Raw genomic sequence first — 20,524 nt, forward strand, 5'->3', positions numbered from 1 at the left:
TTCCGCTATTTCTAGTAAATCGCTAGCTTGGTGGCCGTATGTGGATCCTCATTCCGCTATTTCCAGTAAATCAGTTGTTTAGATCGTGTTTGCTTCACTCATTCCACCATTTGATTTCCAGAAAAACTAACCAGAAACCGATATACATCCAAATAATACATCTGGTAGATATCGCTTATACGCTCTTCCATGCTATCTTCATCAATCATCGCGCTCCCCCCATATTCGTTTGAGGTGCATGAAAATTTCCACATTGAAAAACTTCTTTCGCCACAAGGCTGCACAATCCCTTTATTCTACTAGCAAATTTTTAATATTAAAAAATTACAGATGAATAACAAATTAGTGCTATTAGTAAGCGTTTTCATTAGATGATAACGGTGATATATTTTTTCTATAAGATAAAAATTTTCAAAAAAGGGGTTTGAGAAGATGAAAAAAGGATTAAGATTATTTTCCATGTTATTTGTTGCAATCATGACTGTTCTTCTTATTTCAGCATGTAGCAGTGGAGGAGAAGTAAGTGTTGGAATTGTATTACCGACAAAGGATGAACCTAGATGGGTTCAGGATGAAGAACGATTTAAAGAGGCATTAGAGGATTCCGATTATACTACTGAAATTTTATTCAGCCAAGGATCTTCTGCGAAGGAAAAAGAAAATATCGAAACATTAATTAATAAAGGAATTGATGTATTAATTGTTGCTCCACATGATGCAGGAGCAGCAGGTGCTGGGGTTGAATTAGCAAAAGAAGAAGGAATAACAGTTATATCTTATGACCGCTTGATTACCGATACAGATGCGGTTGATTACTATGTGACCTTTGACAGTATTGCCGTAGGGGAAGCACAAGGACAATATTTAATTGATAATGCAGAAGGAACTGGCAACCCACTATATCTATATGCTGGTGCTGCTTCGGATAATAATGCATTCTTATTCTTCGAAGGTGCATGGAATGTACTTCAACCTAAAATTGCAGATGGCACGTTTGTCATTGCTAACTCAAGTGAGGCAGAAGCATTACAGGATAAAGCAGAATTAACGCGTGATGAGTTAGGTAAGATCTTGGGTCAGGTTACAACAGAATGGGATCCAAACGAAGCAAAAAACAAAGCACAAACACATCTAACAGCAGTAGGTGCTGATCTTAAAGGAGACGTATCCATCCTTGCACCTAATGATGGAACAGCTCGTTCCATTGCAGACGTATTTGCTTCCGATGGGGAAGTAACGAATTATGTGGTTACTGGACAAGATGCGGAAAAAGCATCCATCCAATATGTAATTGATGGCAAGCAATCGATGACAGTTTTCAAAGACGTTCGTACACTAGTTGAAGATGCAATGGGAATGGCTGTTGATGTTCTTGATGGCGACACACCAGAGACAACTGGTTCCTATGACAATGGTTCTATTGATGTAAAAGCAAAACAAACGGATGTCATTGTTGTGGATCAAGAAAACGTTCAGAGTGAGCTAATTGATTCTGGCTACTATGAAGCAGACGAATTTGAAGGATTAGATTAATAGCTTTTACGTAATAGTGTTAGATATTCGTCTAACACTATTACGCCATTGTAAAGCGTTCGGGTTAAGGAGGCATACCGATGAGCGAATCTATTTTGGAAATGAAGCAGATATCGAAAGAATTTACAGGTGTCAAAGCGCTCTCTAATGTCAATTTTAAAGTGGAAAAAGGAGAAATTCATTGTCTAGTGGGAGAAAATGGTGCCGGTAAATCGACATTGATGAAAGTGCTTAGCGGTGTTTATCCCTATGGGAATTACGAGGGAGACATTGTGTTTGATGGTAGTGTTCAGCGTTTTAACAAAATCAATGATAGTGTCGATGCAGGAATTGCGATTATTTATCAGGAGCTGGCACTTTTTCCTGATCTAGCTGTCTATGAAAATATCTATATCGGAAATGAAATACAAAAAGGTGGCGTACTGGACTGGAATAAAGCTATCGATGATTCGAGAAAAATGCTAGAAAAAGTGAATTTAAAAGTAAATCCAGAAGTTTTAATTAAAGATTTAGGTGTAGGGAAACAACAATTAGTCGAAATTGCAAAAGCATTGAGTAAAGAGGTCAAGCTACTTATTTTGGATGAGCCGACTGCGGCACTTAATGAAGATGACAGTGAAAACCTTTTGAATCTACTACGTGAGTTGAAAAAGCAAGGGATTACGTGCATCATGATCTCGCACAAGCTGAAAGAGGTTATTGCAATTGCCGATAAAGCAACGGTAATACGTGATGGTGAAACGATTTGCACGTTAGATGGTTCGAAAGGAGAAATTACCGAAGCTGCGATTATTAAAAACATGGTCGGTCGAGAAATTGAGGATATTTATCCGAAGCGGGCGAAGAAGGAATTTGGTGACAAAGTTCTGGAATTGGTTAACTGGTCTGCATATGCACCACAGCTTGGTCGATATGTAGCAAAAGATGTTAATTTCAATGTACGAAAAGGGGAAATTGTTGGTTTAGCTGGTCTAATGGGGGCTGGAAGAACAGAGCTAGCCCGCAGTATTTTTGGGAATTCGGAGTCTTATAAATTAGCTGGGGATTTATTTGTTCATGGCAAGCCAGCAAAATTGAAGCATACAAGCGATGCGATTAAAGCAGGAATTGCTTATGTAACCGAAGATAGAAAGGGAGACGGATTGTTTTTATTACAGGATATCAAAAATAATATATCCGTCGGGAATCTTTCTGGCATTTCCTCACGTGGTGTCGTCAATGAAAATGAAGAAATAAAAATTGCGGAAGAATACAAAGAATCATTAACGATTAAGACACCGAATATCCAGCAACTTGTTGGTAATTTAAGTGGTGGGAATCAGCAAAAGGTTTCGTTAGGAAAATGGCTATTCGTCAGTCCGAAGCTATTAATACTAGATGAACCAACACGAGGAATTGACGTTGGTGCTAAATTCGAGATTTATTCCGTTATGAATGAGCTAATTGAAGCAGGGATGAGCATCATAATGATTTCATCAGAGCTCGGTGAGGTATTAGGAATGAGTGACCGGGTTTATGTCATGGCAGAAGGTGAGATCAAAGGTGAGTTGTCATCAGAGGAAGCAGACCAAGAAAAGATTATGCAACTTGCAACGCAATAGGAGGTAGAGCTTAATGAGATTGTTCAATGAAGCGAAGCAACTAATTAAGGAGAACATTCGAGATTATGGGATGTACATAGCCTTAATTATTATCATGATTACATTTACGATTCTTACAAATGGACTATTTATGTCTTCCCGAAATATTAGTAATCTACTCGATTCAGCAGGATATATTGCTGTGTTGGCAGTCGGTGTGATGCTGGTTATTGTCATCCGTCATATTGATTTATCAATTGGATTTTTAGCCGGTTTTCTCGGTGCGATTGCAGCCATATTATTGATGTATGTTGGATTACCGGTGTATATTGTTATTCCTATTATTTTGATTCTAGGAATTTGTGCCGGATCTGTTACCGGGTTTTTAGTAGCAAAAGTAGGAATACCTGCTTTCGTTGCCACACTAGCTGGTTGGCTTATTTACCGAGGAGCAATCCTGTTAGCGACTGAAAAGTCAGGTACCATTGTTGTGGAAAATGAAGCGTTTAATGCGATCGGTAATGGATATATTCCATCGATCGCCCAAGTAGGTGGCCTTCATTTGCTTTCGTTAATTGTGGGTGCTTTGGGAATCATCTTTTATATTTATAGTGCGGTAAAGAATCGTAGAAATAAGATCAAATATAATTTTGAAGTCGTATCGAAAGAAATTTTTATAATCCAGTTGGTATTTGTTTCAGCAATTATTGCCTATATTACGTGGCTCTTAGCCGGGTATAATGGCTTCTCTTGGACCGTAATGATTATTTTACTTGTTGTGTTTGTCTATCATTTTATTACAACCAAGACGGTCATCGGAAGGCATATTTATGCGGTCGGTAGTAACCCAGAAGCAGCACATTTAAGCGGTATCAATGTAAAGAAAATCACGTTCCTTGTATTTGGTTCAATGGGGATGCTGTCAGCCCTTTCAGGTATTTTATTCACATCACGCCTGCAATCGGCTACAACCACAGCGGGTACGTTATTTGAACTCGATGCCATTGCAGCAGCCTTCGTAGGGGGTGTTTCTGCTGCAGGTGGAGTTGGTAAAGTTACCGGAGCCGTGATCGGAGCGGTTGTAATGGCTACCCTAACCAACGGAATGAACTTGATGGGTGTCGGTATTGCACCACAGTATATTATACGTGGTGGCGTACTTGCCTTAGCTGTTATTTTTGATGTAATGACTCGTAGACAGAGGGCTTAATTTATTTGAAGGAAGTTTATTAGATAGAGAGAAATTGTGTAGTTTAAAAGAAGTAACTATTTTAGTGTTTATAGTTAGTAATAGTAAAATGACCAACAATTTGTTGGTCATTTTTGTTGGGATGAAAGAATTGTACTTAAAGATGCCAAAGAATTTATGGTTATGATTCATGTTTTCACGTCCTCTACTTTTTCGACAGGCTAATACCTGTTTTACTCATCTGCAGTACCCAACGTCATTCCGCCATCAACTACAATTTCTGTACCCGTGCAATAAGAGCTTTCATCAGAGGCTAGAAATGCTATAGCCCGAGCAATTTCAATTGGTTGTCCAATACGTCCGAGTGGTACAGAGTCGTAAAAAGTTGGAACATCATTGCCTTGAGTTGCCATTTCTGTTTCGATACCACCCGGATGGACCATATTAACCCGAATTCCTTTTGAACCTAATTCAATAGCTGCAGCTTTTGACATTGCAACTACAGATGCTTTCGTTGCAGCATATGCAGAAGATTTGCTAATTGGTGCAAAGGCAGAAATAGATACGTTATTTATAATCGAGCCCTTTTGCTGCTTTTCCATTTGCGGAATAACTGCTTGCATCCCCATAAATACTCCAATTTGATTCACATGAATTAACTGTTGGTAATCATCCAGCGAAGTATCTGTAAATGGTTTACGTATTAAATGGCCAGCATTATTTACTAACACATCTATCCGATGGAATCTTTTTGTTATCATATCGACTGCTAATTTCCATTCTAATTCTTTTGTGACATCTAACTTTACCGGGAAGGCTTGATCTTCTCCAATTTCCTTAGCCACTGCTTTAGCTTCATCATAGTTCCGAGCACCGACTCCCACCATTGCTCCTAATGTGGCAAGGTGCTGAGCAATCGCTTTTCCCTGCCCTCTATTAGCTCCAGTAATAAGAATGACATGATTCTTCAAGTTCGGCATATACTCACTCCTTTGGTAATTATACAAAGCTGGCATCGAACATTTCAGTATATTTAAAGATTAGAATTTATTGATAAGTTGCAACTTTAATCGATTATTACGTAGTTGACTTACGTGGTCAAGAATTGAAGGATAAATGGCTCAATTGACGAATTAGTTTGTTCTTGACAATCAACACTATTCTGCGATACTATATACCAGTAATAAGTAATACTAAATACCAGTCATACTAAATACCTATGGTACAGAATACTAAAAAATATGGTGAAACACAAATGAGGAGGTGGTTAGTTGGAACATATCACAGAAATGCTGAAAGGGGTTTTGGAGGGATGTGTGCTTGAGATCATTAGCCGTGGCGAAACATATGGCTATGAAATCACGCAGCATTTGCGAGAGCTTGGCTTCACTGATGTCGTTGAAGGCACAGTATATACAATAACGATGCGACTTGAGAAACACAATCTGGTGGACATTGAAAAAAAGCGATCCACCGTAGGGCCGCCGAGAAAATTTTACACACTAAACGAAGCAGGAAAAGAGAAACTCGACACTTTTTGGGAAAAATGGGATTTCGTCTCAAACAAAATAAACGAACTTAAATCAAAAGAAATCAAAAGGAGAGGGTAACATGAGTTTTATAGAAAAAATTATTGGAAGTTTAGCTGATAAGCGAGAGTGGAAGGCGATGGAGGCGCGTGCGAAGGAACTTCCAAGTGAATACCGCAACGCTTACAACGCTATCCAAAAGTATATGTGGACTGCTGGTGGTCCCACCGACTGGAAGGACATCAGCCGTATCTTTAATGGCATTCTCGATCTGTTTGAGGAAGGTGCAGCAGAAGGTAAGAAAGTCACTGACCTCACGGGTGAAGACGTGGCAGCTTTTTGTGATGAACTAGTGAGGGACGCGAAAACTTGGAAGGATAAATATCGTACGAAGTTGAACGATAAGATTGGTCGTGACTAATAATCTAGTGGGTTTTCAACTAAAAAGAAACGAACAAGGTAATTCCCAATTGTTGTTTATGCCCTGGACTTATTTTAATAGTGAATATCTAAATCAGGGTATCATGAAGGATCGAACAGGAATTTCAATAGATCATACCTACTGAATAGCTGGTTAACATGTGAATTGTCACCTTACTATTCAGTTTTATTTTTAACTCAGTAGTATGTAATACAGATTACCAGTCATACTAAGTAGCTTGAAAAAGTAATGTAAATCTGCAAGGGGGATCCTTGTCTAATGGTGAAAAACCAGCTTGTTTTCAGAAAAAGACCCAAATCTTCGGAAAGTAGCCTTGCTACGCATTTTATAAGGAGGAAAAAATAGATGAGCAATGCAGCGATTTCTATAAAAGGATTAACAAAATCATTTAAAGACAAGGAAGTCCTAAAGGGGGTGGATGTTGAAGTACGGCGTGGTGAAATTTTCGCACTACTGGGTTCAAATGGAGCGGGCAAGACAACGACAGTCAATATCCTTTCCACGCTGATGAAGCCAGACGGTGGTGAGGTGAGTGTTTGCGACTTTGATGTTCAGCGTAAACCGGATCATGTTCGTAAAAGTATCAGTCTTACAGGACAATTTGCAGCTTTAGATGGCATGCAAACTGGGCGGGAAAATTTGATAATGGTCGCCAAGTTGCGGGGAGTTTCCAATCCAGCTCAAGTTGCTGACAATCTGCTTGCAAAATTCAGTCTGACCGATGCAGCCAACCGCCGTGCAGACAATTATTCTGGCGGGATGAAACGCCGGCTCGATATCGCCATGAGCCTGATAGGGAATCCAGCAGTCATTTTTCTCGATGAACCAACCACAGGGCTTGACCCAGAAGCGCGGAAGGAAGTATGGGGGACCGTCAAGGAGCTTGCTGGTGGTGGAACAACCATTTTGCTTACGACGCAGTATCTGGAGGAAGCCGAACAACTGGCTGAGCGTATTGCTATACTGCATGATGGAAAAATCATCACGACTGGTACTCTTACCGAACTAAAGGAGATGTTCCCGCCAACGAAAGTGGAATACATTGAAAAACAGCCGACGTTGGAGGAAATTTTCCTCGAAATCATTAGCAAAAAAGGAGGAGATGTAAATGAAAAGTAAAACAGGGGTATTATTAGGGCGTTTAATGCGCAATATCATGCGTAGTCCGGACACGATTATAACGGTGGCAATTACGCCAATTATGATGATGTTGCTATTTGTTTATGTATTTGGTGGCGCTATAGAGACAGGGACGGTTAACTACGTCAATTATTTATTACCGGGAATCTTGCTGATTACGATCGCATCCGGCGTCGCTTACACTTCCTTACGGCTATTTACGGATGTAAAGAGCGGGTTAATGGCGCGTTTTATTACCATGCCCATCAAGCGCTCATCGGTATTGTGGGCTCACGTGTTGACCTCGCTTGTTTCCAATGCACTTACTGTCGTTGTAGTTATACTCGTTGCGCTCTTAATGGGATTTCGTTCTAACGCGGATATATTGGAATGGCTCGCAGTAGTTGGGATTCTCGGGTTGTTTACGCTGGCACTGACGTGGTTGGCGGTTATTCCTGGACTAACAGCAAGGTCTATGGAAGGGGCAACAGCATACTCGTATCCGTTGATTTTCCTGCCTTTTATCAGTTCGGCTTTTGTCCCTACTGAAACCATGCCAAAAGTTGTTCGTGCATTTGCTGAGAACCAGCCAGTGACTTCAATCGTGAATTCGGTTCGTGCCCTCTTGTATGAAGGAACTGTTGGCAATGACATCTGGATCGCGCTTACTTGGTGTGTTGGGATCATGTTCATCGCTTACTTGATTTCCAGTAAAGTATTTAAACGCCAGTTAGGGTAAGTACACCGTTAGTATTAACAAGCTAAAAGTCAGTCGAGTGGATTTGCTTTCACATGGAATGTCGCTTACATCCGGGACAACAATTAATGAAAATATGGAAACTATAAATCGACTTGATCCGTAGAGATAAAGAAGACAATTAAATATGAGGAGGATCAATAATGTACGAATACAAATTTGTTAAAATTGAACTTAATTCATGGAATAATAAACCTAAAGAAGATTATCAAGATATTATTACTAGATATGCGAAAGAGGGATGGAGATTTATCCAAATCTTCGCTCCAGCAACGAAAGGATACGGTTCTGCTTCTCATTTTGAAATCATTTTTGAAAGATCACTTACTTAATGGCAGGTTTTCAGTTTTCGGATAAATTACTAGAGGGAGCTTTAATATGATAGTGGCGAACAAAACTTTTCCTGTAAAGCTCATTCGAACATATTACTGAACGGTGATGGTACGGTCTCGGACTTGGTTAACACTACTTATAGATTAGTTTCCAATTTTCTCCGCTATTTCCCTCATAAGGGACCGGTTATTTGTACCTTGCAGAAGTGGATTGAGGAGCAACCACTAATCGAGAAGTCGTACTAAATCACTTTCCGCACGAGCATAAACGGATTACTGGGAACTTCGAACGTGAAGCCGGTGTCACTTCTTGAACATTTTGTGAAAAGAGCAACGCTGATTGATTAGCGTTGCTCTTTAACTTTCTTGTTTATAGATTTTGCTAACTTATAGTGAAGTACGGTTAGGTTTGCATATGGCATGCCTTTTTTACCATTTAAGAAGGTTTAAACTTACCGATCCATTATTCTTGAACTTCGTCATTAAATATCAAACTTTCTAACGGAAATTCTCTTACGTGTGATTTAAGTCACTCATTCATTTTTGCCTTTTCCTTATAATTACGGTGTAAATAGTGAAAAACACGTAACATCAACTAAGGGAGTGGCAGAAATGGATAGTAAAACAATCGAAATCATCAAATCTACCGTCCCGGTACTCGAACAACACGGGGAAAAAATTACAACGGTATTTTATCAACAAATGTTTGAGGCTCACCCGGAGTTATTAAACATTTTTAATCATGCAAATCAAAAACAAGGTAGACAACAAAAGGCATTAGCTTCCACTGTCTATGCAGCTGCACAGTACATAGACAATTTGGAGGCAATAGTTCCAGTGGTAACTCAAATTGCCCATAAACATCGTAGTTTAGGAATTAAGCCAGAGCATTATCCAATTGTAGGGGAACATCTTTTAGGAGCAATTAAAACAGTTCTAGGGCAAGCTGCTACAGATGAAATTTTAGATGCGTGGGAGCAAGCTTATAATACCATAGCTGATGTATTTATTAGTGTGGAGGCGCAAATGTATCAAGACGCTAAAAACCAGCATGGAGGTTGGGATGGGTTTAAGTCCTTTGTCGTTGATCGTAAGGTCGTGGAGAGTGAGGTAATTACATCCTTCTATCTTAAACCAGAGGATAAACAGATGCTCCCATCCTTTGAAGCTGGACAGTACATTAGTGTGAAGTTGGAAATTGAAGAAGAAAAATTTACTCACATTCGACAATACAGTTTATCCGATGCAGCTGGGAAAGATTATTATCGAATTAGTGTGAAGAGAGAAACGGGCAATGAGACTCCTGATGGTATTGTCTCAAACTACCTTCATGAAAAGATGAATGAAGGGGATACCATTCAAGTAAGTGCACCAGCAGGAGATTTCTACTTGGATACAGGTAAGGACACGCCGCTTGTCTTACTAAGTGGAGGTGTGGGACTAACACCAATGATGAGTATGTTGAATACGGTGGTTGATTTACAGCCTGAGCGACCAGTTACTTTCATCCATGCAACTGGAAATGGACGAGTGCATGCTCTTCGTGATGAAGTGAAACGCGTAGCAGAAAAAGGAAATGTAAACGTCGTATTTTTCTATGATTCGCCAACAGAGGAAGATCGTGAGACACAAGCATTTGACATAGAAGGGTTTGTAACGAAGGAATGGCTAAGAGAAAATGTACCACATAACGATACAAGCTTTTACTTCTGTGGACCAGTTCCATTTATGAAGTCAGTGAATGCATCGCTAAAGAGTCTTGGAGTTACAGATAAGAATATACACTTTGAATTTTTTGGACCAATGGGGAGTTTGGAGTAATGAGAAGGAGCCAGAGCCAGGAGCTATTGCAGCTACCTGGTTTTTTTGTCTGGTATCTATTTTGATAATTTTATTAGAGAAGATATTCCAAACCTCGGCAGTAATAATGCTCGTATGTTAGCTCGATTATTATAGATATTTTTAAGAAGATAAAGTGAGAAAGAAAACTAACTGTTTCAGAACTTTTCATTTATATCACAACACAAGTTGCATTCTTTCTTTGTGCAAGTAGCTATCTACTCATGTTGTTGGATAGAAATTATTGAACAGGAGGAGAACAAATGAAGAAAATATGACTATAGATAGAGGTTTTGAGATTCGTGCTCGTTTTTCTTACCTCTATCATTCTTGGTAATATTAGTCAACTAAATAAAGAACAACGTCACTTTCGAAATGACGTTGTTCGATTCACCTGTACTATAGGCGATTGTTTAGTCAATCTTATTTTAATTTTACTCTGACACTAATTTAATCAACTAACCCCATTCGAAAAGCCATCGTTACGATTTGTGTTCGATTTTTGGCTTTGAGTTTAATCATCAGTTTTTGTATGTAATCACGTATCGTATATTCACTTAGAAACATCAGTTCGGCCATTTCTTTGTTACTGTATCCCTCTGATAGCAGATGAAGAATGGCTAATTCCTTCTCTGTATGGTCTAATGGATATTTAAAACGATCACCAAGTTGCTTGCGAGATAAATACATACCAATACGAATGCCAACTTGTTCTAATGCATCCAGTTTTATTTTAGGACAATCAAAAGCCTCTCCCTGTTGATCTAACGTAAGCCAACCATATAATTGTTGTTCGTAAATGATCGGAATAAAAATAATAGAAGATAGATTAAATAAGTCGATCGCAGTTTGTTGTACATAGGGATCTGGCTTTTTTAGAAATAATGGTTTTTTTAGTGCAAAGACTGGTTCCGATTCAATTTTTCCTCGCAATAATTGTACCTTTGGTAGTTCTTCACCGATGGCTCCTGAAAACTCCTTTAACCAAGGATTATAACTTAAAAATACACATCGTTTAAAAGCAAATATATCTTCTGCCCGTTTTAAAAGGAAAGGTAGATCATCCGTACCATTACACTGAATAAGAATTTCACTAAATGTATCTAACTGTTTCATATAAATTTGTTTATTCTCGGTATTTTCAGGGGGAGTTTGTACCCAATCTAAATACAAAGATGTTATCTTGTTAAGCAACTTGTTATGAAAGGAAATTAGTTCTTCTTCATAAGGGTGGTTGAGTTGAGTTAAGACGCTTTGAAATGATTCTGTGAGAATCTTTTGGAATACATTTGATTTGGTGGTCGGTATATCGTTACTATGCATTTGTACCCAATAATGTAAAGATTCTTCTTCAATTTTTTTATTTTTCATCTGCATCATTAAAAATGCAATAAAAACAGAAATTAATTTACGAAGTTGCTGCTTTTGTGTTTTATTTATTTCTGCACTATTTTCTACTAATATCATAGAGCTTTTCATTATCTCAACTCGATGTATTTTATATAGCAATAAATATTGCAAATCGATTTTCTTCATTCAGAACCCTACATTCGTATGTTAGTTTTTGTCGTAATTACATATAAATCTATGTTTATTATGACATAATAGTCTTGTAGAATAAAATAGTGAAGTAATAATTCAAGAAAAAATGATCAACGATTAAGACTAAAAGGAGAATAGCTATGGACTTTAATAAAATTATGGTTGCTGGTAGTGGTGTTTTAGGTAGTCAAATTGCATTCCAATCTGCATTTTTTGGTTATAATGTAAACGTATACGATATTAACGACGATGCAATTAATGCAGGAAAAGATCGTGTAAATAAGTTACAAGGTGTGTATGCTGACTTTTTCAAAGATGAGGGAAAAGCAGAAGCAGCATTGGGGCATTTATCTTTCAGTTCTGATTTAGCTGAGGCAATGAAAGATGTTGATTTAGTAATTGAAGCTGTTCCTGAGCGTGTAGATATTAAACAAGACTTCTATCAAAAGCTTGCAGCTGTTGCACCTGAGCGAACAGTGTTCGTTTCAAACTCTTCTACAATGTTACCTAGTGACTTTGCAGAATTTACGGGTAGACCAGAGAAGTTTTTAGCGCTACACTTTGCGAACTCTATTTGGCAAAATAATACGGCTGAGATTATGGGACATGCAGGGACAGACCATCAATATGTGGAAGCAGTGACAGATTTCGCACGTTCTATTGGAATGATTCCTTTTGTGCTAAAAAAAGAACAGCCAGGTTATATTTTAAATACATTATTGGTTCCATTCTTAAATGCAGGGTTAACGTTGTGGGCCAATGACGTCGCAGACCCACATACAATTGATAAAAACTGGATGATTTCAACTGGTTCCCCAAGAGGGCCATTCGGTATTTTAGATGTGGTTGGTATGGAGACGCCATATAATTTAAACAGAGCACGTTCTGAGCAAGATCCATCATATGGAGTGATTGCAGATAAACTGAAGGCAGAAATGATAGATAAAGGAAAAATGGGAATATCGAGTGGAGAAGGTTTCTACAAATATCCAAACCCAGAATATTCAGATCCTAATTTCTTAAAACAAAACTAGAACGCTAGTATCAAGTTATTATTTCAAACGAGATTGGGACAATACTGTCTCGGTCCCAAAATAAATCTGAACAATGATTCGTTCTCGCCAAAGAATGATTTTGTTCGGATTTTTTTTGAATCTTTCCGTAACATTGAGCTAATTTTACATATAATTTTTTGCTTCAATTGTTAAATGAAAGAATGATTATCACTACAAATGGTTCCCTATATAAGGACATTTTCAACTTAACATTCATTAAGCATAGTTTTATATTTTATATAATATTGACAATTATACGCACTAATCTTAAAATATGAACATATACTAATATATACATATATTTAAAGTAAACCGTTTAAAGTGAGGGATTTATATGGAAGAAAAGAAGGCAAACAATGAGATAGATACGAAAGATCTGGACCAAGAAACCTTGTTTGTCGTATCGCAAACGTTTAAGGCTTTAGGAGATCCAACAAGAATTCGAATCCTGAATTTACTATTTCAAAAGGAATACTCCGTTAATGGAATTGCTGAATCACTGAACTTAAGACAATCGACTGTGTCTCACCAATTACGCTTCTTGAAAAATTTGCGCTTGGTAAAATACCGAAGAGAAGGTACCACCTTATATTATTCTCATGATGATGAGCATGTGATGAACATGCTAAAGGAAACAATCAATCACGCATGCCATCATTGATGTTAGATAACCTATGAAGAAATACTAATTTATCTTCTGAATATTGGTACATGTATATATGTTCATATATTAATTATAAGGGAGGAATGGCAAATGGGACACGATCATGGACATGATCATACACATGGCGCGAATAAAAAAGCATTAATGATTAGTTTTATTATCATTACAAGCTATATGGTGATTGAGGCAATTGGGGGATTTTTGACGAACAGCCTTGCTTTATTATCGGATGCTGGCCATATGTTAAGTGATTCCATTTCGCTCGGAGTAGGTTTATTGGCATTTACTTTAGGAGAGAAAGTAGCTAACTACTCGAAAACGTATGGATATAAACGCTTCGAAATATTAGCAGCAGTATTCAATGGAGTTACGCTAATCCTCATTTCACTTTATATATTTTATGAAGCATATGAACGGTTTATCGAACCTCCTGAAGTTGCGTCGACTGGAATGCTCATAATTGCTAGTATTGGCTTGGTCGTGAATATCTTTGTTGCATGGATATTGATGCGTGGGGACACAGAAGACAACTTAAATTTACGAGCAGCTTTTCTTCACGTATTAGGTGATTTGCTTGGATCGGTAGGAGCAGTATCAGCTGCATTACTCATTATGTTTTTCGGCTGGGGCTGGGCAGATCCACTAGCAAGTGTGATCGTAGCTGTTCTTGTTTTAATAAGTGGCTGGCGAGTGACAAAGGATGCGGTTCATGTGTTAATGGAAGGAACGCCTAAGAATATAGATTTAGACGTAATTATCGATACGATGGAAAATGTACCCGGGATTTGTAGTATTCATGATTTACATGTGTGGAGTATTACAAGTGGGCAAAATGCGCTCTCCTGTCATGCAGTGGTAGATGGAGGGTTATCTGTTCTTGAATGCCAAAATATACTGAGAATGATCGAACATGAATTAGAACACAAAGGAATTGGCCATGTGACCATTCAATTAGAAAATGATGATCATCCTCATGAAGATGTATTAATGTGTCACCATGAACATGATTAGTTTATTGTGTATGATAATAGGTAATTATTAGAAGAGGTTTCCAAATAATAAGGGAAGCCTCTTTAATAATAAGCAAAGCTTTTATAAAGTACTGTCAACCTACAATTTATACGAAAACAGGAACATAAGTACAAGTTTCATTTTGACACACATATTAGACATTGCTAATATGATAATTACAAACATATTAGTATGAACTAATATAATGGGAGGTAAACCATGCTAAAGGTTAATCTGGATACAAAAATAAAGTTTTTACACGGCTTATCCCATAAAACTAGAATTCAAATACTTGAATGTATAAAGGATAGTGAGAAAACAGTATCTCAAATAGTGGAAGAAATAAAAGGCAATCAATCGAATATCTCGCAGCATCTTGCGTGTTTAAAAGGCTGTGGCATTATCGTAGGGCGCCAAGAGGGAAAATATGTTTATTATGGTCTGCGTAATCAAAAGATGAGAGATTTATTAACAACGATTGATGGTGTTCTTGAAGAGGTTGAAAATGATGTTGCTTGCTGTGAAAACCATATAGGCTAGAAAGGAGGGAACAAGGTGTCAAATAAATGTTGTGGTTCAAATGAAATCGAACAAGTAATTCCCAAGAAAAACCAATCCTGTGGCGATAGTTCAAATAAAGAAGCGCGTGCTGTTCCTGCGAAAGAAAAGGATTGTTGTTGCAGTAGCAAGGAGGCGGCTTCTGATAAAGATAGTCTAGCAACGGAGAAAGAAACAGAATCAACAACTTGTTGTAATAGTAATGTTCCAAATTCAATTAGCTGTTGTGGGAATGCTGAGGACGAAATGCATCACCATACAGATGCAGCCGGGGAAAAGGTTGAATACCGCATCCATGGTATGGATTGCCCTTCCTGCGCAAAAACGGTGGAAAAAGGTTTACGGGGATTAAAGGGTGTCCAGGAGGTTAAAGTCAATTACAATACAGAGAAATTACAAGTAATTGGAAGCAATGCACTTTCCTTGGACCATGTACCAAATGAAGTGGAAAAACTAGGCTTTCAAGCTGAACCGTTGAAACAAAACAATAATATTAGAACGTATGATATTGTTGGAATGGATTGTAGTAGTTGTGCCAAAAGCATCGAAAATCATTTAAATGACAATCCAGCTGTTCATCATGTCAGTGTAAGTTTTTCTACGGGGAAAATGAAAGTAGCACATGAAAATAGTGTGGAAGATATTGTTTCAGAGGTTTCTAAAATTGGGTATAAGGCTTCGTTGCTTTCCAATAACAAAAACCGTTCGGAGGCAAAGAAAAATAAAGATGGCTATGGGTTCATTACATTTACAGGTATGTTAATCGTTTTAGGATTTATTGGGTCATTCAATGGGGTGCCCGAAGTCATCACCACGTTATTGTATGCTGCAGCTATCGTTGTTAGTGGATACAAACCAGCAAAAAGCGCTTTTTATGCAATAAAGAGCGGTTCATTAGATATGAATGTTCTCATGTCAGCCGCAGCGATAGGCGCCGCATTAATTGGAGAATGGTTTGAAGGGGCGACCGTTGTATGGTTATTTGCACTTGGTAATGTTCTGCAAAATAGATCCATTGAACAAACAAGAAAGTCCATTCGAAACTTAATGGATTTAGCGCCACCAGAAGCGTGGGTTAAAGTGGGTCCTGAATTAATAAAAAGGCCAGTTGAGGAGGTTTCCATTGGTGATGTTATTGTCATTAAACCGGGGGATCGAATTCCGTTAGACGGTGAAATTATTCAGGGAGAAACAAGTGTCAATCAAGCGCCGATCACAGGAGAATCTATTCCTGTGGATAAACAAACTGGAGACACTGTATATGCAGGAACAATTAATGAAAGTGGTTCTCTCGAAGTTAAAGTGACGAAACTAGTAGAGGACACCACCATTTCAAAAATCATTCATTTAGTTGAAGAAGCACAGGAACAGAAAGCACCGACAGAAGCTTTTATTGATAAGTTTGCAAGTATTTATACGCCGGTTGTTTTTGCGATCGCCTTAATGGTAATTGTATTCCCACCCTTATTTGATTTCGGTACATGGAGCGAGTGGGTATACAAAGGCCTTGCCTTATTAGTAGTTGCTTGCCCTTGTGCATTGGTAATATCAACGCCGGTTGCCATTGTATCCGCAATTGGAAATGCAGCAAAGAACGGTGTGTTGATCAAAGGTGGAACCTTTCTAGAATCAGCTGGGTCCATTGATGCCGTTGCGTTTGATAAAACGGGAACATTAACAGAAGGAAAGCCAAAGGTTTCGGAAGTTAATCCATTCACGATTTCAGAGGAAGCCCTTATTTCCATTGCGTTTACGTTAGAAGATTATTCTACCCATCCAATAGCGAACACGATTGTTACCTATGCAAAAGATCAAGGGATTCAGCCGAGAAGTGGAGAAGCATTCAAAAGCATTGTCGGAAAAGGTGTTCAAGCAACCATTGATGGTAAGATTCACTATGCTGCAAATTTACGATTGTTTGAGGAGTTGAACCTAGCATCAGAGGATCTGCGCAAAGAGGTAGAAACGATACAAAGTCAGGGCAAAACAGTAGTTATTATCGGTACAGATCAAGAAATATTGGGTATTATTTCTGTATCCGATACGCTTCGGCATACGACTGTGAAGGCATTAGATGGTCTGAAGCGTGTAGGTGTAAATCAGTTGGTAATGCTTACCGGTGATAATGAAGGTACGGCTAAAATGATTTCAAAGGAAACAAACGTGAACCGCTATTTTGCGGAATTATTACCAGAAAATAAGGTGCAGGCTATCCAGCAGCTACAACGTGAAGGGCATAAGGTAGCGATGGTTGGTGACGGGATCAATGATGCGCCAGCACTTGCGACATCCGATTTAGGTATTGCAATGGGTGGTGCAGGTACTGATACGGCAATGGAAACAGCCGATATTGTATTAATGGCAGATAATCTAGAGAAATTGCCGCATACCGTTAAACTAAGTAGAAAGGCATTAGCGATTATTAAGCAAAATATCTGGTTTTCCATTTTAATAAAGCTGATCGCTTTACTGCTTATCTTCCCAGGTTGGCTGACACTTTGGATGGCTGTGTTAAGCGACACAGGTGCAGCGGTAATCGTTATTTTAAATGCATTACGTCTTCTAAAGGTTAGAGGATAAATTGGGGAGCTGTTCATGTGGTAATTGAACAGCTCCCTAGTTGTATAGGTTGGAAAGATGACAATCCCATACGACATCTATTTAAAATTTAAAGAAGCTCTGTGCACGTAAAGTAATGGGAATATTTCTTTCTATAGAGAAGAAACTAGAAAACATGACTCTAATTTGTAAGGAGTGGGTAGACGATGAGTGAGAACATAAGTGATCGGATCAGTCGGGTTGCTTTAATTGGAACCGGTTTTGTTGGATCGAGTTACGCTTTTGCCTTAATGAATCAAGGAATTGCAAATGAGTTAATCATGATTGACTTAAATGAAGACAAGGCAAAAGGAGATGTTATTGATTTAAATCATGGGAAGGCCTTTACAACGAATCCAACGCTTATCAAATATGGAACATATGAAGATTGTAGTAATGTTGATTTGGTTGTCATTTGTGCAGGGGCTAACCAAAAGCCAGGGGAGACACGTTTGGATTTAGTTGATAAGAATTTAAAAATATTTAAAGAAATAGTAGATGCCGTCATGGCTAGTGGATTCGATGGAATTTTCCTAGTAGCAACAAATCCAGTCGATATTTTAACCTATGCAACATGGAAGTATAGTGGCTTGCCAAGTGAGCGTGTGATCGGATCAGGCACCATTTTAGATACGGCTCGTTTTCGGTATTTATTAGGAGATTATTTCAATGTAGCACCAAAAAATGTTCATGCCTATATCATTGGGGAGCATGGGGATAGCGAGTTACCTGTTTATAACTCAGCATACATCGGTGCAATTCCAATCATGAAATTTATTGAAAGAAATGACAACTATAAGAAAGAGGATTTGGATGATATTTTCATTCGAGTACGTGACGCTGCTTATGAAATTATAAAAAGCAAAGGTGCTACGTATTACGGTATTGCCATGGGATTAGCTCGAATAACGAAGGCAATATTCTCCAATGAAAACTCCATCCTAACTGTATCGGCGCACATGAATGGTCATTACGGAGAAGATCATGTTTATATTGGTGTGCCAGCGGTCATTAATCGGAATGGAATTCGCGAGATTATGGAGCTAGACTTAAGTGAAGAGGAAAAACAACGATTTCATAACAGTGCCAATACGCTAAAGCAGATACTAGCACCTCATTTTGATGAAGTGAAACCAAACAACTAAGTAGCGTGGTGAAATGAAATGGAAGCAGAGCCACTCTTGAAGATTGAAAAATTAGCACTGGCACGACAAGACCTATTTCAAACGAGTTCCCTTATCTATTTATTAAGGGCTGTATTAGCTAGTATGTTTATTGGGTTTGGAGTGATTGTTGCCTTTCGTACGGGAAATTTCTTTTTTGTAGAGCAATCGCCAATTGCTTTTCCTATTGCTGCGATCACATTTGGGGTAGCAATTATTCTAATTGCCTATGGTGGCGGGGATTTATTTACAGGAGATACCTTTTATTATACGTTTGCAGCCTTACGGAAAAAGATGACATGGAAAGTGGTCGGACAGATGTGGGCGTATAGTTATGTTGGAAACATCATTGGTGCAATATTTTTTGCTGTACTTATATCAATCACAGGGTTGTTTCAAGATGAATCGGTAAATTCATTTTTATTAACTATCGCAGAGAATAAAACGCAATTTTCCACGACGGAATTACTGTTTAGAGGAATTCTTTGTAACTGGCTCGTTTGCCTTGCATTCTTTCTTCCGATGGGAATGAAAGGAGACGGAACGAAGATATTTATTATGGTGTTTTTAGTCTTTTGTTTTTTTATTTCCGGCTATGAACATAGCATTGCGAACATGTGTACATTTGCGATTTCATATGTAATTGATGACCCAAGTTCTGTTACATTTCAAGGGATCATTCACAACCTTATTCCAGTAACTATAGGAAACTTGATTGGTGGTGGAGGTTTTATGGCATGGATGTATTTTTATGCCAATAAATCTTCCATTAGTAAATACGATACTAAATAGCATAAGAGGCATATTAATTGTGACGAGTTTATTATGAGTTGTGTCAAGCTAAATCTTACAGTAAATCCAGAAGTAGATATCAGCCATAAACATAAATCCAATAGCAAAGGAGCTTGAATTAAAACAAGCTCCTTTGCTATTGGATTAGGCTTCTTTCACTAGATCACTCGTTTGTTGAATAACTACTAACCAAAATTCCTATCTAAAAACAGAAGTAGATAACTACCTGCACAAAGATAAATTGCAGCTTGGGTTGTAATATAGATTGAACGTTCAAGTAAAGTTAGTTTTCTTTCCCTCTTAATCTTTTTAAAGTGTCTGTAATAATAGAATGAACAAAGGAGTAGTATTATTGCCGATATTTGAAATAAGTTTTCTAATAAACTAATCATAATTCATCTCCTCACTTTACATAAAAACAGCTCCTGAACGAGCCCTCTGTAAGTACACGATTTCACAATCTTTGTTGATATTCATAGTAAAATACAATATTACCCTTTAAATGATAAACCTACTTCTTCTAATGAAGTTCTCATAATTGGTATGGAAGCAGGTCCAATACCATGGAGTTTTAGAATTTCTTTTTCGGTGTACTTTGAGAGTTTTTGTAAAGTATCAATTCCTTCCTGAACTAAGGCGTTTCTAGCAGGTGAACTTAGTTTCGATAGGAATCCACTTTTAGGTTTATTCTCTTTATCACAAGTAGGACAACTTGGACAATCACTACTCTTGTAATACTTATGACCTTTTTCACAAACCCTTAAGCTTTTTTCTGCTGTCAAAACAACCCCTCCTACACTGTATCCAATTTAATTATACTT

At 38.0% G+C, this 20,524-nt stretch carries 19 protein-coding genes; 16 read left to right on the plus strand and 3 right to left on the minus strand.

Annotation, left to right across the window (positions count from 1 at the left end; genetic code table 11):
• Window positions 1–432: 432 nt before the first annotated feature.
• From BMX40_RS15625 to BMX40_RS15635, 3 genes are all read left to right on the plus strand, one after another.
• Window positions 433–1,533 (plus strand): sugar ABC transporter substrate-binding protein, encoded by a 1,101-nt coding sequence (locus tag BMX40_RS15625; RefSeq protein WP_090871631.1) that lies wholly within the window; start codon window positions 433–435, stop codon window positions 1,531–1,533.
• Between the two features lie 80 nt (window positions 1,534–1,613).
• The gene (locus BMX40_RS15630) at window positions 1,614–3,134 is read left to right on the plus strand and encodes a sugar ABC transporter ATP-binding protein (RefSeq protein ID WP_090871633.1); all 1,521 of its coding nucleotides are present in this window, start codon (window positions 1,614–1,616) and stop codon (window positions 3,132–3,134) included.
• A 13-nt stretch (window positions 3,135–3,147) separates the two neighbouring features.
• The gene (locus BMX40_RS15635; protein WP_090871636.1) at window positions 3,148–4,323 is read left to right on the plus strand and encodes a sugar ABC transporter permease; all 1,176 of its coding nucleotides are present in this window, start codon (window positions 3,148–3,150) and stop codon (window positions 4,321–4,323) included.
• 212 nt (window positions 4,324–4,535) lie between these two features.
• Here the strand turns inward: BMX40_RS15635 and BMX40_RS15640 are convergent, their stop codons facing one another.
• The gene (locus BMX40_RS15640; protein WP_090871638.1) at window positions 4,536–5,282 is read right to left on the minus strand and encodes an SDR family NAD(P)-dependent oxidoreductase; all 747 of its coding nucleotides are present in this window, start codon (window positions 5,280–5,282) and stop codon (window positions 4,536–4,538) included.
• Window positions 5,283–5,573: 291 nt separating this feature from the next.
• Here BMX40_RS15640 and BMX40_RS15645 point away from each other — a divergent pair, with 291 nt between their 5' ends.
• From BMX40_RS15645 to hmpA, 6 genes are all read left to right on the plus strand, one after another.
• Window positions 5,574–5,912, plus strand: coding sequence for a PadR family transcriptional regulator (locus BMX40_RS15645; protein WP_090871640.1), 339 nt, complete (start codon window positions 5,574–5,576; stop codon window positions 5,910–5,912).
• A gap of 1 nt (window position 5,913) precedes the next feature.
• The gene (locus BMX40_RS15650; RefSeq protein WP_090871642.1) at window positions 5,914–6,252 is read left to right on the plus strand and encodes a DUF1048 domain-containing protein; all 339 of its coding nucleotides are present in this window, start codon (window positions 5,914–5,916) and stop codon (window positions 6,250–6,252) included.
• A 366-nt stretch (window positions 6,253–6,618) separates the two neighbouring features.
• The gene (locus tag BMX40_RS15655; protein ID WP_090871644.1) at window positions 6,619–7,392 is read left to right on the plus strand and encodes an ABC transporter ATP-binding protein; all 774 of its coding nucleotides are present in this window, start codon (window positions 6,619–6,621) and stop codon (window positions 7,390–7,392) included.
• Window positions 7,382–8,131 (plus strand): ABC transporter permease, encoded by a 750-nt coding sequence (locus BMX40_RS15660; protein ID WP_090871646.1) that lies wholly within the window; start codon window positions 7,382–7,384, stop codon window positions 8,129–8,131. Before BMX40_RS15655 ends, BMX40_RS15660 begins: the two co-directional genes overlap by 11 nt.
• A gap of 161 nt (window positions 8,132–8,292) precedes the next feature.
• Window positions 8,293–8,481 carry a DUF4177 domain-containing protein gene (locus tag BMX40_RS15665; RefSeq protein WP_090871648.1) on the plus strand — a complete coding sequence of 63 codons (189 nt, stop codon included), beginning with the start codon at window positions 8,293–8,295 and terminating at the stop codon, window positions 8,479–8,481.
• Window positions 8,482–9,024: 543 nt separating this feature from the next.
• The gene (gene hmpA / locus BMX40_RS15670) at window positions 9,025–10,302 is read left to right on the plus strand and encodes an NO-inducible flavohemoprotein (protein WP_280139681.1); all 1,278 of its coding nucleotides are present in this window, start codon (window positions 9,025–9,027) and stop codon (window positions 10,300–10,302) included.
• Window positions 10,303–10,770: 468 nt separating this feature from the next.
• Here the strand turns inward: hmpA and BMX40_RS15675 are convergent, their stop codons facing one another.
• Entirely contained in the window at window positions 10,771–11,856 is a 1,086-nt protein-coding gene (locus BMX40_RS15675) for a LuxR C-terminal-related transcriptional regulator (RefSeq protein WP_090871652.1), read from the minus strand.
• A 146-nt stretch (window positions 11,857–12,002) separates the two neighbouring features.
• Between BMX40_RS15675 and BMX40_RS15680 the strand changes: the two genes are divergently transcribed.
• The 7 genes from BMX40_RS15680 to BMX40_RS15710 all read left to right on the plus strand — a co-directional run bounded on the left by BMX40_RS15680 (window position 12,003) and on the right by BMX40_RS15710 (window position 19,703).
• Window positions 12,003–12,896, plus strand: coding sequence for a 3-hydroxyacyl-CoA dehydrogenase (locus tag BMX40_RS15680; RefSeq protein WP_090871653.1), 894 nt, complete (start codon window positions 12,003–12,005; stop codon window positions 12,894–12,896).
• 355 nt (window positions 12,897–13,251) lie between these two features.
• Window positions 13,252–13,578 carry an ArsR/SmtB family transcription factor gene (locus tag BMX40_RS15685; protein WP_090871655.1) on the plus strand — a complete coding sequence of 109 codons (327 nt, stop codon included), beginning with the start codon at window positions 13,252–13,254 and terminating at the stop codon, window positions 13,576–13,578.
• A gap of 93 nt (window positions 13,579–13,671) precedes the next feature.
• A complete protein-coding gene (locus BMX40_RS15690) occupies window positions 13,672–14,592 on the plus strand; it encodes a cation diffusion facilitator family transporter (protein ID WP_090871657.1) in 921 nt (306 codons plus the stop codon).
• Between the two features lie 219 nt (window positions 14,593–14,811).
• Complete coding sequence (locus BMX40_RS15695; protein WP_090871659.1) at window positions 14,812–15,132, plus strand: ArsR/SmtB family transcription factor; 321 nt, start codon at window positions 14,812–14,814, stop codon at window positions 15,130–15,132.
• 15 nt (window positions 15,133–15,147) lie between these two features.
• Window positions 15,148–17,730 carry a heavy metal translocating P-type ATPase gene (locus tag BMX40_RS15700; RefSeq protein ID WP_244513601.1) on the plus strand — a complete coding sequence of 861 codons (2,583 nt, stop codon included), beginning with the start codon at window positions 15,148–15,150 and terminating at the stop codon, window positions 17,728–17,730.
• A 185-nt stretch (window positions 17,731–17,915) separates the two neighbouring features.
• Complete coding sequence (locus BMX40_RS15705; protein WP_090871661.1) at window positions 17,916–18,893, plus strand: L-lactate dehydrogenase; 978 nt, start codon at window positions 17,916–17,918, stop codon at window positions 18,891–18,893.
• Window positions 18,894–18,911: 18 nt separating this feature from the next.
• On the plus strand, window positions 18,912–19,703 hold the full coding sequence (locus BMX40_RS15710; RefSeq protein WP_090871663.1) for a formate/nitrite transporter family protein: 792 nt from the start codon (window positions 18,912–18,914) through the stop codon (window positions 19,701–19,703).
• A 491-nt stretch (window positions 19,704–20,194) separates the two neighbouring features.
• Here the strand turns inward: BMX40_RS15710 and BMX40_RS15720 are convergent, their stop codons facing one another.
• Window positions 20,195–20,485, minus strand: coding sequence for an RNA polymerase alpha subunit C-terminal domain-containing protein (locus BMX40_RS15720; RefSeq protein ID WP_090871667.1), 291 nt, complete (start codon window positions 20,483–20,485; stop codon window positions 20,195–20,197).
• Window positions 20,486–20,524 lie beyond the last annotated feature (39 nt).

This window comes from Oceanobacillus limi, assembly GCF_900111445.1.
Classification (GTDB): Bacteria; Bacillota; Bacilli; order Bacillales; family Amphibacillaceae; genus Ornithinibacillus; species Ornithinibacillus limi.